We start from the raw sequence: 24,847 nt of genomic DNA, 5'->3' as shown, positions 1-24,847 counted from the left end.
AGCAGCAAAACTTCGACTTTTTTAGGCAATAATCTTTTCAAACGAATGAAAAAAAATGCGGGTTTTATCCAAGGGAAAAGTCCCATGCACGCCACCCGCATTTCCCTGTTATTGCACTCAAATTATCGACTTGTTTGTAAATAAGAGAGTGCTTTGCTTGTAAGCTTTTTAGCTGTTTGGCTTATTAGCTACCTAGTGTTGCAACCATCACAGCTTTGATGGTGTGCATGCGGTTTTCAGCTTCATCGAACACGATAGAGTATTCAGACTCGACCACTTCATCAGTCACTTCCACACCGTCTTTTAGTTGTGGATATTCAGCCGCAAGTTGTTTGCCTACCGTGGTATCTTCGCCATGGAAAGCTGGCAGACAGTGCATGAATTTCACGTGTGGGTTACCGGTTGCTTTTAGCATTTCCATGTTCACTTGGTAAGGCATCATTAGGTTGATACGCTCAGCCCATGCTTCTTTCGCTTCACCCATCGATACCCAAACGTCGGTGTATAGGAAGTCACAACCTTGCACGCCTTCTTGAACATCTTCAGTTAGGGTGATTTTGCCGCCAGTGTGCTCTGCGATTTCACGGCATTGAGCCAATAGCCCTTCTTCTGGCCAGAATTGCTTAGGAGCAACAAGGCGAATGTCCATGCCCATTTTCGCTGCGCCAACCATTAGAGAATTACCCATGTTATTGCGAGCATCACCTAGGTAAGCAAACTTGATTTCATGCAGCTGCTTACCACGGCCGTATTCAGTCATGGTCAGGAAGTCTGCCAAGATTTGAGTTGGGTGGAATTCGTCAGTCAGACCATTCCATACAGGTACACCAGCGTAAGCGCCTAGCTCTTCGACAATCTCTTGACCGAAGCCGCGGTATTCAATGCCATCGTACATACGGCCAAGAACGCGAGCGGTATCTTTCATCGATTCTTTATGGCCAATTTGAGAACCAGATGGGCCTAAGTAAGAGACGCGAGCACCTTGGTCGAATGCTGCCACTTCGAATGCACAGCGAGTACGAGTTGAGGTTTTCTCAAAGATAAGTGCGATATTTTTGCCAGTCAGTTTTGGCTGTTCGTAACCGTTGTACTTCGCTTTTTTAAGCTCCATTGAAAGATCTAACAAGTGTTGAATTTCGCGTGGAGTGAAATCTAGTAGTTTTAGGAAGTTACGATTGCGTAGGTTAAAAGCCATGATGTATTCCTTCTTAGATTTAGGCGCTTTCTTGTTACAGGGAAAGAAAATTCAAGAAAGCGCGATTCAATTTTTGTGTATTAATTTCAGTTCAAACGGTGATTCAGTTTTCTCGCAAGGCTTGAAAAGCTCACGAGTGGATTAATCTTTGGTGATGTTGGTACCCGCTTGGCCTTGCAGAATTTGCAAACCATCTTCGAGCGCACCGATACCGACGACTTTGCCACCTTGTTGGATGAATTCGCACGATGCTTCAATTTTTGGTCCCATGGATCCGGCATCAAATTCAAACTTCGCTAGTTCACCTGGCGTAGTGCTGCGCAGTGCGTGTTGAGTCGGTTTGCCCCAATCTAGGTAAACCGCGTCTGCATCAGTCAAAATCAGTAGTGCGTCGGCATTCAATTGTTTTGCTAAGAAAGCAGCTGACATGTCTTTGTCGATAACCGCTTCGACACCAACCAATTTGCCATGCTCTTTTTTCACTGGAATGCCGCCACCGCCAGTACAGATCACTAGGTGGCCCGCTTCGATAAGTTGGGTGATCGCTTCATGTTCAACGATGCCGGTTGGTCTTGGGCTTGGCACAACGCGACGGAAGTGTTGGCCGTCTGGTTTTACGATCCAGTGGAACTTCTCTGCCAATTCACGCGCTTCTGCTTCTTCGTAGATTGGGCCAATCGGTTTGGTCGGATCGGCAAATGCAGGGTCATTTGGATCAACCGTCATTTGGGTCAACATGCATGAGATGTTGCGGTTCGGCAGATAGTTTTTGAACTCTTGCATCAGCATGTAACCGATCATGCCTTGTGTTTCGCTGCCCAATACATCCAGTGGGTATGGATTTACTTTTTTGTACTCCAAACCTTGCAGAGCAAGTAAGCCAACTTGTGGGCCATTACCGTGCACTAACACCACGTTGTACTCTTTGGCGATTTCCGAGATGGTTTTCACCGCTGTTTCAATATTACGGCGCTGAACGTCAGCTTCTAACGGCTCACCGCGACGAAGTAGGGCGTTACCACCGAGTGCAACAACAACAGTTTGTTTAGTCATAATTGTGTTCTCTCATTGTGGCCAAGTTGAGGTTATTTAAGTGCTTTAACTTGGCCGTTTCGTCTTAGTGATTAGATACCATCACGCTCAATAGGGCAGCTCATGCAACGTGCGCCACCGCGACCACGACCAAGCTCGTCTCCAGGAATTGGCAGTACTGTGATGCCAGCTTTGTCGTATTTCTCGTTGGTGTAGGTGTTACCTTCGTAGCCAATAACGACGCCAGGTTTCACCGTAAGAACGTTGTTCGCATCATTCCACTGCTCACGCTCTGCATGGAAGTTGTCACCACCAGTAGTGATCAGGTTTAGCTTGTCTACGCCCAGTGCTTTTTCGATCGCGGTAACGAAGTAGCCTTCTTCTTTCACTTTCACGGCTCCAGACTCATCACCGGTTAGGTTCCAGCACTTCACATCTTTACTCACCACTTCAGGGTAAACAGAGAACGTATCTTCGTTCATGTGTGTCATTACCGTGTCTAGGTGCATGCAAGAGCGGTGTTTTGGTAGCTGCATAGCGATAACTTGCTTCGCTTGACCGTGTTTGAACAGGCTAGACGCCAAGTGCTCAACACCTTGTGGCGTAGTACGTTCCGACATACCGATAAGCACTGTGCCGCGTCCGATAACAAGTACGTCGCCACCTTCAATCGTTGAGTTGTCGTAGTTGATGCTCTCTTCATCGCCGAAGTATTTAATGAAGTCTTGGCCTGCGAAGGTTGGGTGCCAACGGTAAATCGCACGCACGTGGTTGGTTTCGCGTTGACGTGCTGGTTTCGCCATTGGGTTGATTGATACACCACCGTAAACCCAGCAAGAGGTGTCGCGAGTAAATAGGTGGTTTGGTAAAGGCTCAATAATGAAGTCGGTTGGTGTGAACATGCCTTGCATCATTGAAGAAGACTTCATCGGCATTTCAGCGTAAGACAGACCACCGGTTAGGATTTTTGCAAGCTCTAGGTTTGGTAAGTCGCCTAAGTAGCAGCGTACGTCGTTAGCAAAAGTTTTACCCAAACGGTAATCAGACACTTGGCAGTTCAGTAGCCAATCTTTCGCTTCCGGCACGGCTAGCGTATCTGCTAGTAGGTCAGTAAGAAGAAGAACCTCAACACCCTGATCACGTAGCGTTTGAGTGAATACGTCATGCTCTTTACCTGCGCGCTCAACAGCCAGTACGTCATCAAACAGCAAATCGTGACAGTTAGATGGTGTTAAGTGAGTCAGTGCGCGTCTTGGGCGATGAACTAGAACACGACGCAATTGACCTATTTCAGAACCTACATAGAACTTACTCATGATCGTCTCTCTCTTATATATTTGAATTACTTTTATTGCTAAGAGTAATTATTTATTTTCAGGTGAGAAGAATGAATTATTTATTCATATCTCTTGTCTGGAATTAATATTACGCCTGCTGCTCAGGTATTCTTAGAGATCTATCACAAATCATTTTTTATCCCTCAGCCCTTTAAAAACAAGGGTTTTAACAAATTTTATGCACTTTGACCTATCATCGATTGCTTCTAAATAGTTAATCCTGGGGGAACATTATTCATGTTTTTTTAATCCAGATTAGTAAAATCTAAATAGTGAGGGTTTATATGCAATGTACTTTAACTGATAAAAGTGAGCTTAAGGTGGAAGTATGCAGTGTTTTTATTTAGATATTTAATTTTGAATGTGGAATTAATTATCTGTTAACAAATTAAATTCGTATAAAGTTATTTGGGTCACATTTTAAAATAGGGCTTATGAAGGTGTTTTTAATTAGGTTTAGTCGTTTATTTATCTTTTGCTGTTACTTTTAATAAACCTGTAAATATAATTAACGCTAATAAATGACTAAATATTTCGCCATATATCACCTTGGTAAATAATGAGTGGTATTGTTAACTTTGTCTGTGATGTGTGCAGATGAGTAGGAGTGTTGAGATGGGGCTTCTCGGGAGCTGCTGAGTTCGCTATGGGCTGCAGTAACGGTAAAGCTGACTGAGCTAGCGATAGAGCTAAAAAAGCCGCTATGGAAGCGGCTTTGAATGGAAGTGTGTTTGCTGAAGGGATGCTAGATAAGCGCACCAATACTCAGTACAACGATGCAGAACACGGTTAAGATACCGATCAATGGCATGACCCATTTCACCCAGCGTACGTAAGGCACACGAGCTATCGCCAAGCCACCCATTACCACCGCAGAGGTTGGGGTAATAAGGTTTACTAAGCCTGAAGCCGATTGGTAAGCGGTGATCACAAGGTCTCTACCAACACCAGCAAAGTCAGCCAATGGCGCCATGATAGGCATGGTCAGTACCGCTAGGCCAGATGTTGATGGCACTAAGAATGACAATAGAATCTCTAGGAAGAACATCACGTTAATAAAGATAACGGATGAGAGCCCTGTGACCATTTGCTCTGCAGAGAATAGAATCGTATCGGTGATCATACCGCGGTCCATCACCACCACAATACCACGTGCAATACCTATGATTAGCGCTACACCGAGCAGGTCACGTGCGCCGTCAATGAAGCTTGAGGTAAACTCTTCTTCGCTCATGCGAGCCACAATACCAACAATGATGGTCGCTGCTAGGAACATTGCAGAGATCTCTGCCATCCACCATCCAGCAACTGATACACCGTAAATCATTACCGCGAATGAGCCACCAAAAATAGTCAGAATCAGTTTACGAGTCGCAGTGAATTCCAGTTTTTCTCCGCTTGAGTTACCAAGGAAGTGCGCTTTGTTTTCTTCGTACTTGTCATACACAATCGACTTGCTTGGGTCCGCTTGCACCATTCTTGCGTAACGCATGACGTAAGCGACACAGATGCCCCAACCAATAATCAGCATTGCCACACGTAGCACGATACCGTCGGTAAATGGGATGCCAGAGGCGTTAGCTGCGATAACCGTTGCGAATGGGTTAATGGTGGAACCTAGCACCCCTATGCCTGCGCCTAGAAGTACAGTTGCTGCTGCCACTAGAGGGTCAAAGCGAGCCGCCATCATGACAGGCACAAGAAGTGTATAGAATGGGAGTGATTCTTCCGCCATACCATAGACAGTACCGCCAGCAGCAAACAGTGCCATCAGTATTGGTATCATCAACTCTTCTCGCCCTTCGAGGCGCGCGGTGACGCGTTCGATACCAGCATCAATTGCACCAGTCTTGGTGACGAGCCCTAAGAAGCCACCAATGATCAGAATGAACAGTGAAACGTCGATTGCAGCAGCTTCATAGCTATTGTGGTCGTAGAAGCCATCAATCGGCGCTAGCAGCACGTCAATCACGCCTTGAGGGTTACCTTCAACCGCTTGATAGGTTCCGGTTACCGGCACTTCTCGGCCTAATTCTTCATTCATTGCTCGATCATATTGGCCCGCTGGAACAATCCAGGTCAGTAGAGCAACGAATGCAATTAAAATAAATAGAATGGTATAAGCAGAAGGGAATTTAAAGTTGGCAAAGAAGCCGCCCTTTTTTTTCTCGCTTGGCATCGTTTGAGTTGTCATGGCTATCTCCTTACATCATCTTAAATAGAAGTGATGTGAATTAGCGACTAATGATTTATAGACTGTAAATACACTGACACTTATAAATTACCCAACGATATAAATTGCGGGTTTTAAATTAAAGTTATTTGATATTTACTAATCCAGATGAAGTTGTATTTAATTTAGCTGCGGTTATTTTATTCGTTACTTAATCATTTAAGTTTGGTGCTGTTCACAAAAATAGTGGCCAGTAAAAGGGCTAAAAAATGTGAGAAAAATCGTAAGGTTTTTTGGTTAATTAGCTTGAATTAATATTCGGTTTGGTTAGTTGGTAAATAGGGGAAGGTTGATTTGATAGGTATCGATAGAGAATGGGTTGGATAGTCTTGGAATTTTATTCAAACTTTATTTTTGAACGCGTTTTAAAGTTTGTCATGGTTATTTGACGGGCATCAAAAATCACATTAAGCCATAAACAAAAAAGGAAGCCGAAGCTTCCTTTTAGAGTCATATCATCAGTGGTTTTTAGATAAACAGACCACCGAATGCGAAGCCTAGTGCTACCGCACTACTTATTGTTACCACACCTGGAATGAAGAACGGGTGGTTGAATACTAGGTTACCGATACGCGTTGAGCCTGTGTCATCCATCTCAACCGCAGCCAGTAGCGTAGGGTAAGTTGGAAGAACGAACAGTGCACTTACCGCAGCGAAAGAAGCAACGGCTGTTAGTGGTGCTACGCCAATTGCTAGTGCCGCAGGCATTAATGCAACCGTTGTTGCGCCTTGAGAGTAAAGCAGCATAGAAGCGAAGAACAGAACAAGAGCCAGCATCCATGGGTAGTCAGCCAGTAGCGTACCAGCAACGTCTTTGATTTCAGCAACGTGTGCGTTTACAAACGTAGAACCTAACCAAGCCACACCAAGTACACATACACACGCAGTCATACCAGAGCGGAATGTCGGTGCTGAAGAAATTTTCGCCGCATCGATCTTAGTGAACATTACGATTGCTGCTGCTGCTGCCAACATTACCGACATGATCGCTTCGTTACGACCTAGTGCAGGGTTTTCGATTAGGCCAACAGAGCTAGAGATAGCCGCTGCGTAACAAACAACAAAACCAATCGCCGCTAGGAAGATGTATGTCGCTTTCTTCGCTGTAGGAAGGATCTCGCGCTTCTCATCTGTTGCTAGCTTGATGAGACCTTTCTCTAGACGCTCTTGGTAAACAGGATCGTCTTTTAGTTCGCTACCCATGTAGTTAGCAACAACTGCACCAACCATACAAGCGATGAAGGTTGTCGGGATACAAACCATCAGTAGTGTTAGGTAATCAACACCGAATGGTGCAAGCATGGCTGCGAAAGCTACAACTGCTGCCGAGATTGGCGAAGCCGTGATAGCAATTTGAGACGCAACAACAGCAATAGACAGTGGGCGAGAAGGACGTACACCTTGGCCTTTCGCTACTTCGGCAATAACTGGCAGAGTTGAGAATGCTGTGTGGCCAGTACCCGCCATTAGCGTCATTAAAAAGGTCACAATCGGCGCGTAAAAGGTGATGCGTTCTGGGTGCTTACGCAAAAAGTTTTCTGCAATTTGCACCAACCAGTCCATACCGCCAGCAACCTGCATTGCAGCAATTGCGGTGATAACCGACATGATGATCAGGATTACATCAATTGGGATAAAAGATTGGCTTGTTGGTACGCCAAGAATAAGTGAAAGAGCAATAACACCAGCACCACCGGCAAAGCCGATACCGATGCCGCCAATTCTGGCCCCTAAGAAGATAAAGAGCAGGACGATAAACAGTTCTACTGCAATCATAATTAACACCTCATGTAGATTTTATTATGTGACCACTCGTCGAGAGAATGTTCAGATAATAGTTCTATGGTTTAGATTCATTTGAACAAAAGCGCAACAGACAGAAAACCACAAAATAAACATGGTTAACCGTATTGGAGCCTAAAAAAGGGCTCCGTTTGGAGCCCTTTCTCGCTAGCGTTACTCGTAGCGTTTTGCTTTATACTGAGGATGCATCAAATTTTCAACAGAGAAAATGTCATCAAGTTCTTCTTCGGTCAATAAACCGCGCTCTAGAACCACATCACGAACACTCTTACCTGTTTCTGCACAGATCTTACCAACAATGTCACCTTCGTGGTGGCCAATGTATGGGTTTAGGTAAGTTACGATACCGATAGAGTTAAATACGTGCGCTTCACAGATTTCTTTGTTTACCGTAATGCCGTCTACACACTTGTCGCGTAGGTTCACACAAGCATTGGTTAGGATGTCTAGAGACTCAAACATGCTTTGTGCAATAACAGGTTCCATAACGTTCAGTTGAAGTTGACCACCTTCAGCTGCGAAAGAAACGGTGTTGTCGTTACCTAGAACTTTGAAGCAAACTTGGTTTACTACTTCAGGTACAACTGGGTTTACTTTAGCTGGCATGATTGAAGAGCCTGCTTGAAGCTCAGGTAGGTTCAGCTCGTTCAAGCCTGCGCGAGGACCAGAAGACAGTAGACGTAGGTCGTTACAAATCTTAGACAGCTTAACTGCTAGACGCTTAAGCGCGCCGTGCGTCATTACGTATGCGCCACAGTCAGATGTTGCTTCGATTAGGTCTTCAGCTGGAACACAATCTAGGCCAGTTACTTCAGCTAGGTGTTTAACAGCAAGGCCTTGGTAACCTGGTGCAGCGTTTAGACCAGTACCGATTGCCGTTGCGCCTAGGTTAACTTCAAGCAGTAGCTTAGATGTGTATTCTAGGTTTTTGATTTCTTCATTGATGGTTACCGCCCAAGCGTGGAACTCTTGGCCAACCGTCATTGGAACTGCATCTTGAAGTTGAGTACGACCCATCTTCAAAACGGTGTTGAATTCTTGGCTCTTAAGCTCGAATGCACCTTTAAGGTATTCAATTGCATCGATCAGTTTTAGTACGCTGTTGTAAACAGAGATACGGAAGCCAGTTGGGTAAGCACAGTTAGTTGATTGACTGCGGTTTACGTGGTCGTTCGGGTTGATGAACTCGTACTGGCCTTTTTCTTTGCCCATTAGCTCAAGTGCAACGTTCGCTACAACTTCGTTCGCGTTCATGTTTACAGAAGTACCAGCACCACCTTGGAAAACGTCTGATGGGAACTGATCCATGCACTTGCCGGTGTCCAGAATTAGGTCACAAGCTTGGATGATGTATTTAGCCACTTCGCTAGGAATTACACCTAACTCTTTGTTTGCTAAAGCCGCTGCTTTTTTTGTCATCACCATACCGCGAACGAATTCAGGTACATCTGAGATCGTTACATTTGAGATGTTGAAGTTTTCAACTGCGCGTAGAGTGTGGATGCCGTAGTAAGCATCAGCCGGAACATGACGTTGACCTAAAAGATCTTCTTCGAGACGAGTAGCTTGAGGAGCATCAACTTGTGCTTCTGATAGAGTAGCCATAACAGGATCCTTAGAGAATAATTCTGATTATATAGTTAGTTATTAGCCTATTCTGTGTGCAAATACTCCGTTCGCTAGAATATTGGGCTGATAAATCCGTCCTGACTTATGTGGCACATGATACTGTACCTAGCGCATAAAAATAGTAAGTTGATCACCTTTTTCGTTTTTGTTTAGTCAATATTTTGCAAAGTTAATTTGGGTCAATAAACACGCTTATTTACAGGATAAATTTGAGATTGGTAGACCTTTCAGCGTAAACTGAAAGCAACAAAGGAGGGCGTGTGTTTCCTATCTTATTATTACTATTTATCTTCGTACCCATCATTGAGATTGGGCTATTTATTCAAGTTGGTGGCTTCTTAGGATTGTGGCCAACTATTGCATTGGTTTTGATCACGGCATTTGTCGGTGCATCGTTGGTTCGTAGCCAAGGCATTCAAACACTGATGTCCGTTCAAGGTCGACTACAGCAAGGCGAGATGCCGGCACAGCAGATCCTTGAAGGCGTGATGCTGGCGGTGGCTGGCGTATTGCTGCTGACTCCAGGCTTTATGACAGACGTTCTGGGTATGTTGGTATTGTTGCCAGCACCAAGAGCCATGATTGCTAAGAAAATGATGGAAAAAATGGTGGTTAAAAATATGTCTGGCGGTTTCCACGCTGGTGGACAAGCTGGCTTTGGTCAGAGTCCATTTGGAGATGATCCATTTAACCGCGACCCATTTGACCAATCAAAAGGCGGTAACACCTTTGAAGGTGAGTTTGAGAAGAAAGACGACGATAACGATCGTAACCGCTTAAACTAATTCCGTTGCTTAGATAGAAAGACAACAACTGAAAAGGCTCTTACCTTTATCCTTCGCAAGAAAGAGATAATGGTAAGAGCCTTTTTTATTGCGTATTAGCGATTGCAGATAATAGGTGTTTGAGGGTTTGGTTATACCGCGCCTTCAAAGCCCATTTGTCGCCATGCTTCAAACGCGATGATTGCTACAGCATTGGATAGGTTCAGGCTGCGTGCGTCTGGCATCATTGGAATACGAATACGTTGTTCCATCGGCATGCTTTCGATGAACTCAGCAGGTAGGCCGCGTGTCTCAGGGCCGAACATCAATACATCACCTTGTTGGAACTTGGCATCCACGTGATGACCTGTGGTTTTGGTGGTACACGCAAAGATACGGTAATCACCTTCACGTTCGTTCTCTAGATACTCAATAAAAGCTTCTAGGTTCTTGTGACGTTTCACTCGCGCTAGGTCGTGATAATCCAAACCAGCACGACGCACTTTCTTCTCTTCAAAATCAAAGCCAAGTGGCTCAATCAGGTGCAGGTTTGCGCCGCAGTTAGCACATAGGCGGATGATGTTACCCGTATTGGGTGCAATTTCTGGTTCGTATAGAGCGATATCAAACATGTGGGTTCACAAGAGTAATCAAAGATAGCCAGAGTATACGGTGGCAAGCAGTGTGAGTACAGTTTGCCACCATCCACTTAGGCTTGGTTGGTGAGTGCCTGCGCGTAGTTTTCTGATACTGCACTCCAGTTGACCACGTTCCACCAAGCGTTGATGTAGTCAGGTCGGCGGTTTTGATAGCTGATGTAGTAGGCATGCTCCCACACATCTAACGCGAGTATCGGTTCACCGTTGCTGGCCACCGTATCCATCCAAGGATTGTCTTGGTTTGAGGTTGAGATGATCTTCAGTTGTCCTTCTTCTACTACTAACCAAGCAAAACCTGAACCGAAGGTGTTGATTGCCGCTTGAGCGAACTGATCTTGGAATGCTGCGAAATCTCCGAATGTGCTTTTAATAGCCTCACTAAGCTCGCCAGTTGGTTCGCCACCGCCGTCTTGCGACATACAGTTCCAATACAAGATATGGTTGTAGTAGCCGCCACCATTGTTGCGCACGGCAGGGCTGTGCTGAGAAATATTAGCGAAGATTTCAGTGAGAGATTGCTGTTCAAGCTCGCTACCAGACACCGCAGCGACAAACTTATCGTAATAGGTTCTATGGTGCTTGCTGTAGTGCACTTCCATCGTTTTAGCATCGATGTAGGGTTCTAGAGCGTCGTAGGCGTAGGGCAGTTCAGGGAAAATGTGAGACATGGTAAATCCTCCTTAATTAGGGAATTTACCATAATGATAATAACAATCATTATCAACTGTGATCTTTGTGGGGGTATTACAGTGGTAGGATAGGCAGAGTAATTTCGAGCTGTAATCCGCCGAGCTTACTGCGGCTCGCGGTAATCGTTCCGCTATGTTGACGAATCGCACTCTCGGTAATAGTCAGCCCAAGTCCAGTGCCACCAGAATTACGGTCACGAGCGGTAGAAACACGGTAGAAAGGTCTGAAGATAGAATCGAGTTCATCATCAGGCACACCATCACCGTTGTCATTGACGCAAATAGTCAGCTGATCTTGCACCACGTGGAACTGCACATCGACTTGGTCTTTACCGTAGTAAATGGCGTTGCGCGTAATGTTGTCTAAGGCACTCATCAGCAGCTTAGGATTACCTGAAATTGAACGCTCAGGGATTTCTGAGAATGTCAGCTCTTTACCCATCTGTTCTGCTTCAAATTGTGCGTCTTTTAAGATCTCTTCCCATAAGCTCGATATTGGCTGAACTTCACGAGTAATGTGGCTATCAACCTGCATGCGTGAGAGGGTCAGTAGTTCACTGATCATCTGTTCCAAGCGTTGTGCTTCTGTATCGATACGCTCGAGTTCTGGGCTCTCACCTTGTTTACGAATCGCTAGTGCGTTGGCCATACGAAGCCGTGTTAAAGGTGAACGTAGCTCGTGTGATATATCAGAAAGCAAGCGCTGTTGCCCTGAGATCATCTGGTTTACTGCCTCAACCATTTGGTTAAAGCTTTCGCCCGCTTGTCTGAATTCTGATGTGCCTTTTTCAAGGGTAGGATCGACCTCGAATTCGCCTTTCGCTACACGTTGTGCAGCACGCTCAAGTCGGCGAGCTGGCTGGCTGAGTGCCCAAGCCAACCAAAGCAATAGCGGGGTACTGGCCAGCATCACGGCAAGCAACAGCTGCAGTGGTCTATCAAATAGTCGCAGTAAGAACGGCGGTGGCTGATTCCACTTTACTCCGGCGTACATCAGTAGCTCTTCACCTGCCAGTTTGATTGGCACAGGGCCAGCAACCATGTAGTGCCCGTAAAGCTTCTGCTTTGGCACTTCTGGGTTATCAATTGAGGTTACAAAGTTGCGAATCGCCTTAAGTTTGTAGTCTGAATGTCTTTTTGAGGTTAGGACTGCACCTTCAAGATCGGTCAGATAGATACGTGCACGAGAATCTTTGCGGCTACGTGGCGCCTCAAGTTGGAAGACAATTTTGCCGAGGTTAGGCTCTCTGGCGTAGCGTTGCTCTGTAGCCTTGGCGATACGTTCCAGTTTGCTGAGATGATCAGCGGGCACATCACGCGCTACTCGCGGGTCTAGATGTGGTAGTGAGAGTACGGATAAAAGCACCAGTAACATGGTGAACCAAAAGATGGCAAAGATACGTCCATATAAGCTAGTGATTTTAGGGATGCGCATTAATCCTCCTCTACCAATAGGTAGCCACGACCACGCAAGGTTTTGATGCGTGATTTGCCATCGCTGCGTTCTGGAATCTTCTTACGTAGGTTAGAGATGTGCATGTCTATCGCACGGTCAAATGCGGCAAGCCTTTTGCCAAGTACATCTAGGCTCAACGCTTCCTTGGTGATCACTTGCCCCGGGTTTTGAATAAGGTGGCTTAGTAGAGCGAACTCGGTAGTGGTGAGGTCGATGATCTCGCCATTGCAGTACGCTTCTTGTTTGCCAGGGAATACTTCAATGTCTTGGTATTGGATTCTATCGCTGGCGGCTTTTGGAGTGCTCGTGGTTTGCGTACGGCGCAAGATGGCGCGAATACGTGCGAGTAGCTCGCGGTCACTGAATGGCTTTGGCAAGTAGTCATCCGCACCGAGCTCCAGGCCGATCACACGGTCGATCTCTTCCCCTTTCGCTGTCAGCATCAGCACAGGCGTTTCCCAATGCTCTCTTAGCTTTTTGAGTGTTTCCATGCCATTCAGACGCGGCATCATCACATCCAAAAGAATCAAATCAATCTCATCATTGATCGCTTCGAGCCCAGCGTAGCCGTCATTGGCTTCAAAAACGGTGAAGCCCTCAAAGCTAAGAATGTCTTTAAGTAAGCTCGTTAGCTCAGTGTCGTCATCAATAAGAAGAATGTTCGCCATGGGAAAGCCTTAATCGGTTAGTTACAGGTTAATAATACTGCTAATTATTCGTCAGCTTTCACTCTTTACGATTCTTTACGCTTTCTAAACGTCACTTTACGAGGGAAAGACTAATCTATATTCAAGCGCTGAGATACAGACGCAATACATGACTTATTATACCGAATTGAGGCAACAATTATGAAAATGACGAAGAAACTTGTACTGGCAGCTGCGGCACTTCCACTTATGTTAGGTACAGCAAGTGCGTACGCATTTGGCGGCGGTGACAAGGGCGACCACAAAGGCATGCACGGCAAATGTGGTGGCTTCGACAAGAAAGTGATGCGCCAACTAGACCTAACTGACGCACAAAAAGAGCAGTTAAAAGAGATGCGTGAAGCGAACCGTGCTGAGATGAAAGCAAAACACGCGGGCAACAAGTCAGACAAAATGGCGCAAATGAAAGCGCACCACGAGAAAGTTCAAGCGTTGGTACTAGCTGACAACTTCGACGAAGCAGCGGCAAATGATCTAGCAAGCCAAATGGTTGAGAAGCAAACTGAGCGCCGCGTAGCAATGCTTAAGAAGCAACACGAAATGATGAGCGTGCTAACGCCTGAGCAAAAAACTCAACTGAAAGAAATCCAGCAAGAGCGCATGGAAAAATGTGCTGAAAAGATGGAAAAGCACATGAACAGAGACAAGTAATTCAAAGCTGGGTAAAGCAAGCTTGAATGAAAGTGTTTAAAAAGAAGCGGCCGAGAGCCGCTTTTTTGATCCCTAAAAATGAATGTCTTACATCCTAGCTGTCATATTCAATTGATGGTTTGCAGGTTATACTTTGTACTATCAGTCACTTTATAGCCAAGTTATGAAACAAGAATACGCACGTTTAGTTACGCTGGCCGCTTGGGCTGCGACCACCATTGCCACTATTTTGTTAATAGTGAAAGTCGCGGCGTGGTGGGTGACAGGTTCGGTGAGCCTGTTGGCTTCCGTGGTCGATTCCATGTTAGATATTGCCGCTTCGGTCGTTAACTTATTGGTGGTCCGATACTCTCTTCAGCCTGCCGACAAAGAACATACCTTTGGTCACGGTAAGGCGGAATCACTCGCGGCATTAGCACAGGCGATGTTTATCTCGGGCTCTGCCTGTTTCCTCATTCTTAATGGTATCGAGCGCTTCTTTAGACCTCATGAGCTCAACTCGCCGGAAATCGGTATTTACGTCAGCTTGTTTGCGATAGTGATGACGTTTGGTCTGGTTCGATTCCAAAAACACGTGGTCAAGAAAACGGGCAGCCAGGCTATTGCTGCGGATTCACTGCATTACCAATCTGACCTGTATATGAACGCGGCCATCATGCTGGCCCTAGGGTTAAGCTGGTTTGGCATTGGTCAGGCAGACTCCGTATTTGCGGTAGGCATTGGTATTTATATTCTTTATAGCGCTTATCAAATGGCAATGGAGGCGATTCAATCTCTGCTTGATCACAAGCTGCCTGATGAAGAGCTAAAGCAGATAAAAGAGACGTCGTTGAGTGTGGAAGGGGTGCTCGGTGTACATCAGCTTAGAACTCGTCGTTCTGGTCCGATTCGTTTCATTCAATTGCACTTAGAGTTGGAAGACGAGATGCCACTTATTGAAGCGCATCGCATTTCTGACGAAGTAGAGGCTAAGCTTATCTCAGTGTTCCCTGATGCTGATGTATTAATTCACCAAGACCCGTATTCGGTGGTGTTTGGGCCTGAGAAGCAACAAAAATTTCATTCGTGGTAACGAGCACGAAAACTAGGCAGCAAATGGTAAGTGGGTGGCTTTTGAACTAGAGTGAGTAGAAATTGCGAACGCTTTGGTGATTCAAAAACCACCTTAGTAACAATTAATGTTGATTCTGATGTGAATCAACAAAGTTACTGAGTAAAACTGTAATACTCTTACAGAAGTAGAAATGTTACATAATTTTTCGCGATTTAAGTGCTATTCCTGTTGAGGAAATGTAACATAACGCACAAATATAGATTTAAAATCTTGTTGATATACAATCAGCAAGAACAAGAATTGAATAATAGATTCCCAAAAATCGAGGGTGAGCATGATTAAGAAGATCGGTGTTTTGACCAGTGGTGGTGACGCTCCGGGCATGAACGCAGCAGTTCGTGGCGTAGTTCGTACCGCGTTATCACTTGGCATTGAAGTTTACGGTATTTACGATGGCTACCAAGGCCTTGTTGAGAACCGTATCGTAAAGCTTGACCGTTCAAGCGTGTCTGATGTGATCAACCGTGGTGGTACTTTCTTAGGCTCTGCACGTTTCCCTGAGTTCAAAGACGTTGCTGTTCGTGAGAAAGGTATCGAGAACCTAAAAGAACACGGTATCGAAGCACTTGTTGTTATTGGTGGTGACGGTTCTTACATGGGTGCTAAGAAGCTGACTGAAATGGGTTACCCATGTATCGGTCTTCCAGGCACAATCGATAACGACATCGCTGGTACTGACTACACAATCGGTTACCTAACAGCGCTTAACACTGTTATTGATTCTATCGACCGCCTACGTGACACGTCTTCTTCTCACCAACGTATTTCTATTGTTGAAATCATGGGCCGTCACTGTGGTGATCTTACGCTTATGTCAGCAATCGCAGGTGGTTGTGAGTACATCATCACACCTGAGACTGGTCTAGATAAAGAGCAGCTAATCGGCAACATCCAAGATGGCATTGCTAAAGGTAAGAAGCACGCAATCATCGCTCTAACCGAGCTAATGATGGATGCGAACGAGCTGGCTAAAGAGATCGAAGCAGCAACGGGTCGTGAAACTCGTGCAACGGTTCTTGGTCACATCCAACGTGGTGGTCGTCCTACTGCGTTTGACCGTGTACTTGCTTCTCGCATGGGTAACTACGCTGTTCACCTTCTTCAAGAAGGTCACGGTGGCCGTTGTGTTGGTATCGAGAAAGAAGAGCTTGTTCACCACGACATCATCGATTGTATCGAAAACATGCAGAACCCAGACCGTTCTGAGCTGTTCCGCGTAGCAGAAGAGTTGTTCTAAGCCACGCCGAGCGTAAGCTTATAGAATTTAAAAACCGCTGATTTATCAGCGGTTTTTTGTATCTGTTTGCTTGGATTCATAAGTAACAAGCAATAAAAAAGGCCAACCTAAGTTGACCTCTTATTCAATTTAAACAGTGATGTCTAAATTAAGCTTTTGCTTTAGCAGCTGCTTTAGCGATAGCTGCGAAACCAGCTGCGTTTAGAGCTGCACCGCCAACTAGAGCACCATCGATGTCTGGTTGTGCGAAGTAAGCTTCAGCGTTTTCAGGCTTAACAGAACCACCGTATTGGATGATTACTTGCTCAGCTACTGCTGCGTCTTTTTCAGCGATCATTGCACGGATAGAAGCGTGGATGCGTTGTGCATCTTCAGCTGTTGCTGCTTTACCAGTACCGATAGCCCAGATTGGTTCGTAAGCGATGATTGCGCCGTTTAGAGCTTCAACACCGTAAGCGTCGATAACTGCGTTGATTTGACGTGCACATACTGCTTCAGTTTCGCCAGCTTCGTTTTGCTCGTCAGATTCACCGATACAGAAAACAGGCTTCAGGCCGTTCTCTTGTAGGAATTTGAATTTCTTAGCGATGAACTCGTCTGATTCGTTGTGGTATTCACGACGCTCAGAGTGACCGATGATGATGTGAGTCGCACCGAAGTCTTTCAGCATTTCTGGAGACATGTCGCCAGTGAAAGCACCGCTGTTGTTTAGGTCAGTGTTTTGAGCACCTAGGATGATTTTGTTACCGCCTTCAGCGATTAGACGCTCAGCTAGATCGATGTAAAGTGCTGGTGGAGCTACTGCTACGTCTACACCTTCAACGCCTTCAAGTTCAGCGTTAAGACCAGTTAGCAGCTCAGTTACCATTGCTTTGCTACCGTTAAGTTTCCAGTTACCCATCACTACAGGACGACGCATAGGAATATCTCCGTATTTAATCAATTAATGTAAAAAATCTTCGTAAGAATATAACAGATAAAACGCGTTAGATCATGATTGTGGTCATGTCTTTATGGGATCTTATTGATTGGTCAGAGTAGATACTGACCTTATATCAGTGATCCGACAGACAGAATAATAGCTAACTTCTCGGTTTTTTCATCGTTAGTTGGTATTAAGGGACAAACGTTTGCGTTAACAATAGGAAGTAATAATGCCGAATCTAGTTCTAGAGTACTCAAATTCAGTGGACGAACGAGTGAATATCCAAGGTTTACTAGAAGATCTTCATCAAGTTACATTAAACTGTGGCTTGTTTGATGTTCCGTCTGTGAAATCACGTTCTCTGCGTTGTCATAACTGGCTAGTGGGTGATGAAGAAGACAGTGTGGACTTTATTCATATCAGCTTTGAGTTACTTTCTGGGCGTACCGAAGAACAGAAACGGGAATTGTCACGCTCGTTAATGCAAATCTTACAAGAACAGGCGAGCCATATTCGAAGCCTAACGGTTAATATTCGCGATATGGACAAAAGTTGTTTTCAGAAAGTGATTAACTGATTCGCTTAAGAAAGTGATTAACTAGGGTCTGCTGTTCTTTCGAGCTGATTTTTGCAGCGTTTTGTGGGAAATTTCTACAAGGCAGAGGGTTTGATGTGTAGTTAGCCTACATGAGAAGCCGATAACGCAGTAGAAATGAACCACAAAGGCTGCCCGAAGGGTTCGGCTAGAATCGTTTTATGCTTTGTTAAGAAGAATTTACTTAGAGTGACTAAGCTACATACTTCTTGCCGCGCCTAAAACGATTCTATCTCGAACAAAATTTAACCGCGAAAGGTCAGCAGACCCTAACTTTAGCTGCTAACTTTTTGGTAGCGTATTAATTTTTGAGTATTTTTAGATGTCGATGAAAGATTTACTGCTCTCTTTCAAAGGGAGAATTGGTCGTAAGACTTACTGGATGTGGAATATTTTCTACTATGTCGCGATCACCGGTTTTGCCTCCGGTATTTCGGTACTGTTTCCAGCGTATTCTTATATCCTACTGCCAATCTTCTTGTTGCTCCTGGTGATTCCAGACTTAGCGGTAACGGCCAAGCGTTGGCATGACCGTAACAAGTCTAACTACTGGCTACTATTGAATGTTCCGTTGGTACTAGGGCGCTTGGCTTCACCTGCTGCTGCAACAACAGCGGATTCGGTATCACCAATGCACATGGTGGTAACGGTTGCAGCATTAGTGTGTGGCTTATGGATTTTGATTGAATGTGGTTTGTTGAAAGGCACTGAAGGCCGCAACGATTACGGTGAAGATCCAGTATAAGGGTTCACAGTAATTAATATGAAGGGAGCATCAGGCTCCCTTTTTTGCTTTCTGGGACTGTCTGAACTAATACATTTTTGGTTCAGTGTTAGGTCTGAATGGAACCACATTTTCTGGTTGAGACTCTTCTAAGGTACAGCGCCCTTGGAGTGCGTCTTGGAACTTACAAACCTGACAGCGCAGCTCTTGCATTAGCACGACATTGACGTGGTGAGGGTTTTTACAACGGCTGACGACTAAATCGAGGTGGCTTTGTTGAGCGCGAAGTCTGCCCTGCATACTTTCAGAAGCGGAGCAGATCATCTGCTCACACATCTCGTGTTTGAATTGGTTGAATGCTTTAGGATCGTTTTGAGCAAGTTGAACCAGTTCATCAAAAGGGGGCAGTTTTTGCTCTGGTTGTGGATGTGCCATCATTCCTTCCTTAGCATTAAGCATGTTTCATATGCTTTAAGCTTAAGAAAGATTTCTGTATAAATTTTGTTCGATCTTTTGGTTTCTCAATATTGAGACAAGATCAATCACTTAGCGTTAAGCGGTAGTGACAGGTACTAGGGTGTAGGTACAGCGTCGTTCGCCAGCAATAATATGCTCAGTTCGGCTGACGTGGCACTCATCTTTTAGTAGTTCGGTGAACACGTTGAGTTCAGATTGACACAAGCTCGGGCAACGAGTCGCCGCCTTACAAATAGGGCAGTGGTTTTCAATCAAGATGTAGTGATCATCCTGCTCTTTCAACTCTGCCATATAACCTTCGTCTTCACGAAGTTGGGTGAGCTTTTCTAACTTACTGATTAGATTGTCACAATCAGACAGGGCAGATTGATACTGTTTTAAGGTGTGTTGTTCACGTTCGGCAGCGACTTTAGCTAAGCCTTCTTTTCCGAATAGATTCTCTACGGCATCAATGACTTGAATCGTAAGTTCACCATGACGGTCTGAAAATTGACTATGGCCGTGCTGAGTAAGAGACCAGTGACGGGTCGGACGACCGACTTTCACTTTGACGTCATGAAACGCGAGAATGCCATCATCTTCCAGGCTTTGCAGATGTTGCCTTGCACCCATTGTCGTCATGCCAAACTCTTCTGACAGTTGTTTGGCCGTTACCGCGCCTTGACGCTTAATGGTCTGTAAGATTTTGTCGCTTGTTTTCATACTATCCCTACCTCATGAACCTTACTATTATGAGGCAAGGTGTTTATAAAGCAAACCATTTACTATTTTGACACTTACTGACCTATCAATAGCAAGGGTGAGAATCTGACAGGTCAATAAAACAAAAGGCTGATACTTGGTATCAGCCTTTGACTATTCTGTTTCACTCGATATGAGGATTACAGGATATGACCAACCACTTCTGGGTCTTTACGCTCTAGGTAGTGGATTGATTTGATGCGGCGAATGGTACGGCAGCGGCCACGGATCAGCAGGGTTTCGGTTGTCGCGATATTGCCTTGACGAGAAATACCTTCTAGCAGGTCACCCTTCGTGATGCCCGTTGCTGAGAATACAACGTTGTCGCTGCGAGCCATGTCGTCCATCTTTAACACGATACCAGCTGTTACGCCCATTTCAGCGCAACGCTCTAGCTCAAGTTCACCGTGTTTACGGTTCTCTTCTGTATCGCCTTTCACTTCGTGACGAGGCAGTAGACGACCGTGCATGTCACCGTCTAGCGCGCGAATAACCGCGGCAGAAACTACACCTTCAGGTGCGCCGCCGATGCAGTACATTACGTCGACTTCGCTGTCTGGCATACAGGTTAGGATAGATGCTGCTACATCACCATCTGGCACTGCGAATACACGAACGCCCATCGCTTGCATCTCTGCAATCACTTGGTCGTGACGTGGCTTTGCCAGTGTGGTTACCACCAATGTGTCGAGTGTTTTACCCAGAGCCTTAGCAATGTTTACTAGGTTTTCTTTTAACGGCAGAGCTAAGTCGATAGCGCCTTTAGCACCAGGGCCTACCACTAATTTCTCCATGTACATATCAGGCGCTTTTAGGAAGCTACCTTTCTCGCCTGCAGCCAGTACAGCCAATGCATTTGATTGGCCCATTGCTGTCATGCGCGTCCCTTCAATTGGGTCAACTGCGATGTCGACAGCGTCACCGCCCACACCTACGTTTTCACCGATGTATAGCATAGGCGCATCATCGATTTCGCCTTCACCAATAACAATTTCACCGCTGATTTCGGTTTTGTTTAGTAGGCTACGCATGACTTCTACAGCAGCGCCATCTGCAGCGTTTTTATCGCCACGGCCAAGCCACTTGTAACCAGCCAGTGCTGCACCTTCTGTGACACGAGAGAATGACATTGCTAAATCGCGTTTCATGCGGACTCCAAAATTTTCAAAGGGGGAATAGAAATTTCGCGGCGGATATTACCATATCCAAAAGGAAACGTTTGCCTTTTTGCTTTTTGCAGATTGCTTTTGATCAATGAGCAGTGAAAACTCACTAATATTCATCAAAATAATTGCTTTACGAGTGTGTCTGCAAGAATTAACGTCAATATTCGGTAAAAAGCGCTGTTTTTTTCATCGAATGGCGCAAAATATCGAATATATTGAGTGTTTATCCTTGCTCTGCTGAGTAGAATGGGGAATAAGTGGAGTGAACCTTCACCATCAAATGGATAACTTAAAGGTAGGCCAGAATGTCTTTTGAAGTACTAGAGCAGCTAGAAGCAAAAATTCAAACAGCAGTAGATACGATTGCACTTCTTCAAATGGAAGTGGAAGAGCTTAAAGAAGAGAAACAAGCACTAGCAACAGAAGCTGGTGAACTTAAAGCAAGCCGTCAAGAGCTAGAGCAAAAAACTCAGCAGATGCAAGAAGAGCACTCTGCATGGCAAGATCGCATCCGTAACCTTCTTGGTAAAATGGATGAAGTAGAGTAATTCACTCTTCAGATTAAAAAAACACCCGCTACTCAGTAGCGGGCGTTTCTGTTTGTGTTCTAGGTTATTGTGGGTGACTTTTGAAGAGCAAGAATTACTCGACATCTTCTTCATCAGCATCGAGATCAAGTTCAACATCCAAAGGCTCAGCCGAAAGAATAATGCCCGTATTGTCGGCGTAGAGGTAATCTTCCGGTAAGAAGGTTACGCTGCCAAAGTTAACGGGTACATCTAACTCACCGACACCATCTTGGCTTGCTCCAACGGGAATGGAAGCCAGAGCTTGAATGCCTAGGTTCATGTCTTCCAGCTCATCGACTTCGCGAACGCAGCCATACACCACAATACCTTCCCACTCATTGTCTTCGGCAAGTAGGGCCATCTCGGCATCGAACAGCGCTTTACGCAGTGAACCACCACCATCGATTAACAACACACGCCCTAGGCCGTCTTGCTCTAGTACCGAGCGAATCAAAGCGTTGTCTTCAAAGCACTTTAATGTCGTGATCTGTCCTGCGAAAGAGGCTCGTCCACCAAAGTTGCTGAACATTGGCTCCACGACATCAACTTGATCCAAATATATGTCGCACAGTGCTGAAGTGTTGTATTCCATTAGTATACCTTTTGAACAATGAGCTTACTTTGAGTATATCGGTGCTTGATCCCTTTGCAATGATTAGTCTCAATTAACTCAATAGAGTTTGAGCTACGACAACCCCTGCAAACAATAGGTTAGTGACCAGCGAGCATTTCACGATAACAGGCATCATAGGTGCAATTTGAGCTGGTTTTTCTGTTTCCCAAACCGCTTTACCATGTTTGTAGACAATAATAATACTGAGTAAAAACGGCAGGCTGATCCAAACGGGTTTTTCTTGAATCAATAGGTAAATCGCGAAAGAGACAAGTGCACAACCAAGCAGGGCAAAATGGTATTGCTTAGCTTTACGTTGCCCCAAGCGAACCGCCATGGTGCGTTTACCACATTCACTGTCGTTTTCGATATCACGCATATTGTTGATATTGAGTACTGCAACCGCCATCAATCCACAGCCTAATGCAGGAAGGAAGAGGCTGGGTTCAACATGACCAGTATGTAGGAAGTAAGTACCTGAAACGCCTAACAAGCCAAAGAAGATAAACACTGATAAGTCACCAAGGCCGATATAACCATAAGGCTTATTACCCACGGTGTAAGCGATAGCGGCAACAATAGCTAGTACGCCTAACGCGATGAAAGACAGAATGCTCTCAATTGACGTTAAGGCATGGAAAATCAAAATCAGTCCAGCAATCATAGTAAACACGATGTTGAGAATGATTGCTTGCTTCATGGTTTGAGCTGTCACCGCACCGGATTGCATGGCGCGCATTGGACCTAAGCGATTTTCGTTGTCTGTGCCTTTTACTGCATCACCGTAGTCATTCGCCAGGTTCGACAAAATCTGTAATAGGGTGGCGGTTAAAAAAGCCAACAGAGCGATCGATAAAGAGAACTGACCATTGGCGAACGCTAAACTACTTCCTGTAAGAATAGAGACGAGTGCGAGAGGCAGAGTTTTTGGTCGTGCGGCATCAAGCCAAATCATTAGAGATTGTTTCATCGTAAGTCTATTTCGTTGTAAGGACACCTTGATTAGCTGGGCGCCTATATTGTAAGTATTGGTTTCATGCGATGATTTGAGTATACGCCCATTTTTCAGGTAATAAAAAGCCCACTCGAAAGTGGGCCTTGAATTCGCTTATTAGCTGCTATTTCTTTGAGATAGAGCAATAAGTTGGAGTTTCGTGTGCTACAGGATGAAGCGGCTTAGGTCTTCGTCTTCAACGAATTCACCAAGTTTCGAGTTCACGTAAGCTTCATCGATCACTAGCGTGCTACCAGCTTTGTCTGTTGCATCGAATGAAATCTCATCCATCAAACGCTCCATTACAGTATGTAGACGACGTGCACCGATGTTCTCAGTGGTTTCGTTTACGCGCCATGCTGCATCAGCGATCTGGTTGATGCCGTCTTCAGTAAACTCAATGTTCACATCTTCTGTCTTCATTAGGGCTATGTATTGCTCTGTCAGCGACGCTTTTGGCTCAGTTAGAATGCGTTTGAAGTCATTCGCTGAAAGCGCTTCAAGCTCAACACGAATTGGTAGACGACCTTGTAGTTCAGGGATCAGGTCTGATGGCTTAGCCACTTGGAATGCACCTGATGTGATGAATAGGATGTGGTCCGTTTTCACCATGCCGTGCTTAGTCGATACTGTGCTACCCTCGATAAGAGGCAGTAGGTCACGCTGAACACCTTCACGAGATACGTCTGGGCCTGAGCTGTCGCCACGCTTACAGATTTTGTCGATCTCATCGATGAATACGATACCGTTGTTTTCAGCGTTGAAGATCGCGTTCTCTTTCAGCTCTTCCTGGTTCACAAGTTTAGCGGCTTCTTCTTCAGTTAGGGCTTTGAATGCGTCTTTGATTTTCATCTTACGCTTTTTCTTGGTGTCGCCAGCTAGGTTTTGGAACATGCCTTGTAGCTGGTTCGTCATCTCTTCCATGCCTGGAGGTGACATGATTTCAACGCCCATTTGTGGTGCTGCTACATCGACTTCGATCTCTTTGTCGTCTAGCTTACCTTCACGTAGTTTTTTGCGGAAGATTTGGCGAGTGTTTGAAGAAGTAGAATCTTCGCTTGATTGCTGGTTATGACCCCAAGCATCGCGTGCTGGTGGTAGTAGGGCGTCAAGGATGCGCTCTTCAGCTTGTTCTTCTGCGCGGTATTTTACTTTTTCCATCGCTTGTTGGTGCGTCATCTTGATCGCAACATCCGTTAGGTCGCGGATGATGGTCTCAACTTCTTTACCAACGTAGCCAACTTCAGTGAACTTGGTTGCTTCTACTTTGATGAACGGTGCATTTGCTAGCTTCGCTAGACGGCGAGCAATCTCTGTTTTACCAACACCAGTTGGACCGATCATCAGGATGTTCTTAGGCGATACTTCAACACGCAGGCTCTCTTCAAGCTGCATACGACGCCAGCGGTTACGCAGTGCGATAGCTACTGAACGCTTAGCGTTGTCTTGGCCGATAATGTGGCGATTGAGTTCGTGAACAATTTCTCGAGGAGTCATCTCAGACATGGTTTTTCCTTAATTCTTTAATCACTGTTGA

General features: G+C 45.3%; 24 protein-coding genes. 7 read left to right on the top strand and 17 right to left on the bottom strand.

What is annotated here, in order from left to right:
• Window positions 1-184: 184 nt before the first annotated feature.
• From L1D11_RS10290 to aspA, 6 genes are all read right to left on the bottom strand, one after another.
• Window positions 185-1,195: an ornithine carbamoyltransferase gene (locus tag L1D11_RS10290; RefSeq protein ID WP_004737112.1), complete on the bottom strand. Its 1,011-nt coding sequence runs from the start codon at window positions 1,193-1,195 to the stop codon at window positions 185-187.
• Between the two features lie 141 nt (window positions 1,196-1,336).
• Window positions 1,337-2,248: a carbamate kinase gene (gene arcC / locus L1D11_RS10285; RefSeq protein ID WP_008219582.1), complete on the bottom strand. Its 912-nt coding sequence runs from the start codon at window positions 2,246-2,248 to the stop codon at window positions 1,337-1,339.
• 71 nt (window positions 2,249-2,319) lie between these two features.
• The gene (gene arcA, locus L1D11_RS10280) at window positions 2,320-3,543 is read right to left on the bottom strand and encodes an arginine deiminase (RefSeq protein WP_102424396.1); all 1,224 of its coding nucleotides are present in this window, start codon (window positions 3,541-3,543) and stop codon (window positions 2,320-2,322) included.
• Window positions 3,544-4,309: 766 nt separating this feature from the next.
• Entirely contained in the window at window positions 4,310-5,758 is a 1,449-nt protein-coding gene (locus tag L1D11_RS10275; protein WP_008219590.1) for a YfcC family protein, read from the bottom strand.
• Window positions 5,759-6,265: 507 nt separating this feature from the next.
• Window positions 6,266-7,573 carry an anaerobic C4-dicarboxylate transporter gene (locus tag L1D11_RS10270; RefSeq protein ID WP_239831699.1) on the bottom strand — a complete coding sequence of 436 codons (1,308 nt, stop codon included), beginning with the start codon at window positions 7,571-7,573 and terminating at the stop codon, window positions 6,266-6,268.
• A gap of 180 nt (window positions 7,574-7,753) precedes the next feature.
• Window positions 7,754-9,205: an aspartate ammonia-lyase gene (gene aspA / locus L1D11_RS10265; protein WP_239831698.1), complete on the bottom strand. Its 1,452-nt coding sequence runs from the start codon at window positions 9,203-9,205 to the stop codon at window positions 7,754-7,756.
• Between the two features lie 284 nt (window positions 9,206-9,489).
• Between aspA and L1D11_RS10260 the strand changes: the two genes are divergently transcribed.
• Complete coding sequence (locus L1D11_RS10260) at window positions 9,490-10,014, top strand: FxsA family protein (RefSeq protein ID WP_239831697.1); 525 nt, start codon at window positions 9,490-9,492, stop codon at window positions 10,012-10,014.
• 131 nt (window positions 10,015-10,145) lie between these two features.
• Here L1D11_RS10260 and trmL read toward each other — a convergent pair whose 3' ends face one another.
• From trmL to L1D11_RS10240, 4 genes are all read right to left on the bottom strand, one after another.
• A complete protein-coding gene (gene trmL / locus L1D11_RS10255) occupies window positions 10,146-10,625 on the bottom strand; it encodes a tRNA (uridine(34)/cytosine(34)/5-carboxymethylaminomethyluridine(34)-2'-O)-methyltransferase TrmL (protein ID WP_004737121.1) in 480 nt (159 codons plus the stop codon).
• Window positions 10,626-10,702: 77 nt separating this feature from the next.
• A complete protein-coding gene (locus L1D11_RS10250) occupies window positions 10,703-11,320 on the bottom strand; it encodes a superoxide dismutase (RefSeq protein ID WP_239831696.1) in 618 nt (205 codons plus the stop codon).
• Window positions 11,321-11,396: 76 nt separating this feature from the next.
• Window positions 11,397-12,776 (bottom strand): envelope stress sensor histidine kinase CpxA, encoded by a 1,380-nt coding sequence (gene cpxA, locus L1D11_RS10245; RefSeq protein ID WP_239831695.1) that lies wholly within the window; start codon window positions 12,774-12,776, stop codon window positions 11,397-11,399.
• Window positions 12,776-13,465, bottom strand: a complete 690-nt coding sequence (locus L1D11_RS10240; RefSeq protein ID WP_102424386.1) for a response regulator — start codon at window positions 13,463-13,465, stop codon at window positions 12,776-12,778. The genes cpxA and L1D11_RS10240 overlap by 1 nt, the downstream gene beginning before the upstream one ends.
• A 180-nt stretch (window positions 13,466-13,645) precedes the next feature.
• Here L1D11_RS10240 and L1D11_RS10235 point away from each other — a divergent pair, with 180 nt between their 5' ends.
• The 3 genes from L1D11_RS10235 to pfkA all read left to right on the top strand — a co-directional run bounded on the left by L1D11_RS10235 (window position 13,646) and on the right by pfkA (window position 16,506).
• Window positions 13,646-14,155: a CpxP family protein gene (locus tag L1D11_RS10235; protein ID WP_239831694.1), complete on the top strand. Its 510-nt coding sequence runs from the start codon at window positions 13,646-13,648 to the stop codon at window positions 14,153-14,155.
• Window positions 14,156-14,318: 163 nt separating this feature from the next.
• Window positions 14,319-15,227, top strand: coding sequence for a CDF family cation-efflux transporter FieF (fieF, locus tag L1D11_RS10230; protein WP_239831693.1), 909 nt, complete (start codon window positions 14,319-14,321; stop codon window positions 15,225-15,227).
• A gap of 316 nt (window positions 15,228-15,543) precedes the next feature.
• Window positions 15,544-16,506, top strand: coding sequence for a 6-phosphofructokinase (gene pfkA, locus L1D11_RS10225; protein ID WP_063525232.1), 963 nt, complete (start codon window positions 15,544-15,546; stop codon window positions 16,504-16,506).
• A 148-nt stretch (window positions 16,507-16,654) separates the two neighbouring features.
• On the opposite strand, the gene tpiA is transcribed toward pfkA, so the two are convergent.
• The gene (tpiA, locus tag L1D11_RS10220) at window positions 16,655-17,425 is read right to left on the bottom strand and encodes a triose-phosphate isomerase (RefSeq protein WP_061033606.1); all 771 of its coding nucleotides are present in this window, start codon (window positions 17,423-17,425) and stop codon (window positions 16,655-16,657) included.
• Between the two features lie 235 nt (window positions 17,426-17,660).
• Here tpiA and L1D11_RS10215 point away from each other — a divergent pair, with 235 nt between their 5' ends.
• Together L1D11_RS10215 and L1D11_RS10210 are read left to right on the top strand one after the other, a co-directional pair.
• Window positions 17,661-18,008 carry a 5-carboxymethyl-2-hydroxymuconate isomerase gene (locus L1D11_RS10215; RefSeq protein ID WP_239831692.1) on the top strand — a complete coding sequence of 116 codons (348 nt, stop codon included), beginning with the start codon at window positions 17,661-17,663 and terminating at the stop codon, window positions 18,006-18,008.
• A 340-nt stretch (window positions 18,009-18,348) separates the two neighbouring features.
• Entirely contained in the window at window positions 18,349-18,771 is a 423-nt protein-coding gene (locus L1D11_RS10210; protein WP_239831691.1) for a DUF805 domain-containing protein, read from the top strand.
• 66 nt (window positions 18,772-18,837) lie between these two features.
• On the opposite strand, the gene L1D11_RS10205 is transcribed toward L1D11_RS10210, so the two are convergent.
• From L1D11_RS10205 to glpX, 3 genes are all read right to left on the bottom strand, one after another.
• The gene (locus tag L1D11_RS10205) at window positions 18,838-19,185 is read right to left on the bottom strand and encodes a DUF3135 domain-containing protein (protein WP_239831690.1); all 348 of its coding nucleotides are present in this window, start codon (window positions 19,183-19,185) and stop codon (window positions 18,838-18,840) included.
• A gap of 117 nt (window positions 19,186-19,302) precedes the next feature.
• Window positions 19,303-19,929: a metalloregulator ArsR/SmtB family transcription factor gene (locus tag L1D11_RS10200; protein WP_239831689.1), complete on the bottom strand. Its 627-nt coding sequence runs from the start codon at window positions 19,927-19,929 to the stop codon at window positions 19,303-19,305.
• 179 nt (window positions 19,930-20,108) lie between these two features.
• A complete protein-coding gene (gene glpX / locus L1D11_RS10195) occupies window positions 20,109-21,116 on the bottom strand; it encodes a class II fructose-bisphosphatase (protein ID WP_239831688.1) in 1,008 nt (335 codons plus the stop codon).
• Between the two features lie 323 nt (window positions 21,117-21,439).
• On the opposite strand from glpX, the gene zapB reads away from it, so the two are divergent.
• Entirely contained in the window at window positions 21,440-21,682 is a 243-nt protein-coding gene (gene zapB / locus L1D11_RS10190; protein ID WP_004737134.1) for a cell division protein ZapB, read from the top strand.
• Window positions 21,683-21,776: 94 nt separating this feature from the next.
• Here the strand turns inward: zapB and rraA are convergent, their stop codons facing one another.
• The 3 genes from rraA to hslU form a co-directional block, all read right to left on the bottom strand.
• Window positions 21,777-22,295 carry a ribonuclease E activity regulator RraA gene (gene rraA, locus L1D11_RS10185; protein WP_239831687.1) on the bottom strand — a complete coding sequence of 173 codons (519 nt, stop codon included), beginning with the start codon at window positions 22,293-22,295 and terminating at the stop codon, window positions 21,777-21,779.
• 73 nt (window positions 22,296-22,368) lie between these two features.
• Entirely contained in the window at window positions 22,369-23,286 is a 918-nt protein-coding gene (locus L1D11_RS10180; protein WP_102424373.1) for a 1,4-dihydroxy-2-naphthoate polyprenyltransferase, read from the bottom strand.
• Between the two features lie 189 nt (window positions 23,287-23,475).
• Window positions 23,476-24,816, bottom strand: a complete 1,341-nt coding sequence (gene hslU / locus L1D11_RS10175) for an HslU--HslV peptidase ATPase subunit (RefSeq protein ID WP_239831686.1) — start codon at window positions 24,814-24,816, stop codon at window positions 23,476-23,478.
• Window positions 24,817-24,847 lie beyond the last annotated feature (31 nt).

This window comes from Vibrio sp. Isolate32, from assembly GCF_022397955.1.
Lineage (GTDB): Bacteria > Pseudomonadota > Gammaproteobacteria > Enterobacterales > Vibrionaceae > Vibrio.
This window is presented reverse-complemented; position numbering and strand designations above follow the sequence as displayed.

What these genes read in the sequence shown, in the direction of transcription:
- L1D11_RS10270 (WP_239831699.1), bottom strand. Translation starts at nt 7,573, where the DNA reads ATGATTGCAGTAGAACTGTTTATCGTCCTGCTCTTTATCTTCTTAGGG.
- trmL (WP_004737121.1), bottom strand. Translation starts at nt 10,625, where the DNA reads ATGTTTGATATCGCTCTATACGAACCAGAAATTGCACCCAATACGGGT.
- L1D11_RS10205 (WP_239831690.1), bottom strand. Translation starts at nt 19,185, where the DNA reads ATGGCACATCCACAACCAGAGCAAAAACTGCCCCCTTTTGATGAACTG.
- L1D11_RS10275 (WP_008219590.1), bottom strand. Translation starts at nt 5,758, where the DNA reads ATGACAACTCAAACGATGCCAAGCGAGAAAAAAAAGGGCGGCTTCTTT.
- L1D11_RS10240 (WP_102424386.1), bottom strand. Translation starts at nt 13,465, where the DNA reads ATGGCGAACATTCTTCTTATTGATGACGACACTGAGCTAACGAGCTTA.
- arcC (WP_008219582.1), bottom strand. Translation starts at nt 2,248, where the DNA reads ATGACTAAACAAACTGTTGTTGTTGCACTCGGTGGTAACGCCCTACTT.
- L1D11_RS10210 (WP_239831691.1), top strand. Translation starts at nt 18,349, where the DNA reads ATGTCGATGAAAGATTTACTGCTCTCTTTCAAAGGGAGAATTGGTCGT.
- L1D11_RS10180 (WP_102424373.1), bottom strand. Translation starts at nt 23,286, where the DNA reads ATGAAACAATCTCTAATGATTTGGCTTGATGCCGCACGACCAAAAACT.
- L1D11_RS10200 (WP_239831689.1), bottom strand. Translation starts at nt 19,929, where the DNA reads ATGAAAACAAGCGACAAAATCTTACAGACCATTAAGCGTCAAGGCGCG.
- L1D11_RS10250 (WP_239831696.1), bottom strand. Translation starts at nt 11,320, where the DNA reads ATGTCTCACATTTTCCCTGAACTGCCCTACGCCTACGACGCTCTAGAA.
- zapB (WP_004737134.1), top strand. Translation starts at nt 21,440, where the DNA reads ATGTCTTTTGAAGTACTAGAGCAGCTAGAAGCAAAAATTCAAACAGCA.
- hslU (WP_239831686.1), bottom strand. Translation starts at nt 24,816, where the DNA reads ATGTCTGAGATGACTCCTCGAGAAATTGTTCACGAACTCAATCGCCAC.
- L1D11_RS10215 (WP_239831692.1), top strand. Translation starts at nt 17,661, where the DNA reads ATGCCGAATCTAGTTCTAGAGTACTCAAATTCAGTGGACGAACGAGTG.
- pfkA (WP_063525232.1), top strand. Translation starts at nt 15,544, where the DNA reads ATGATTAAGAAGATCGGTGTTTTGACCAGTGGTGGTGACGCTCCGGGC.
- glpX (WP_239831688.1), bottom strand. Translation starts at nt 21,116, where the DNA reads ATGAAACGCGATTTAGCAATGTCATTCTCTCGTGTCACAGAAGGTGCA.
- aspA (WP_239831698.1), bottom strand. Translation starts at nt 9,205, where the DNA reads ATGGCTACTCTATCAGAAGCACAAGTTGATGCTCCTCAAGCTACTCGT.
- L1D11_RS10290 (WP_004737112.1), bottom strand. Translation starts at nt 1,195, where the DNA reads ATGGCTTTTAACCTACGCAATCGTAACTTCCTAAAACTACTAGATTTC.
- fieF (WP_239831693.1), top strand. Translation starts at nt 14,319, where the DNA reads ATGAAACAAGAATACGCACGTTTAGTTACGCTGGCCGCTTGGGCTGCG.
- rraA (WP_239831687.1), bottom strand. Translation starts at nt 22,295, where the DNA reads ATGGAATACAACACTTCAGCACTGTGCGACATATATTTGGATCAAGTT.
- arcA (WP_102424396.1), bottom strand. Translation starts at nt 3,543, where the DNA reads ATGAGTAAGTTCTATGTAGGTTCTGAAATAGGTCAATTGCGTCGTGTT.
- cpxA (WP_239831695.1), bottom strand. Translation starts at nt 12,776, where the DNA reads ATGCGCATCCCTAAAATCACTAGCTTATATGGACGTATCTTTGCCATC.
- tpiA (WP_061033606.1), bottom strand. Translation starts at nt 17,425, where the DNA reads ATGCGTCGTCCTGTAGTGATGGGTAACTGGAAACTTAACGGTAGCAAA.
- L1D11_RS10235 (WP_239831694.1), top strand. Translation starts at nt 13,646, where the DNA reads ATGAAAATGACGAAGAAACTTGTACTGGCAGCTGCGGCACTTCCACTT.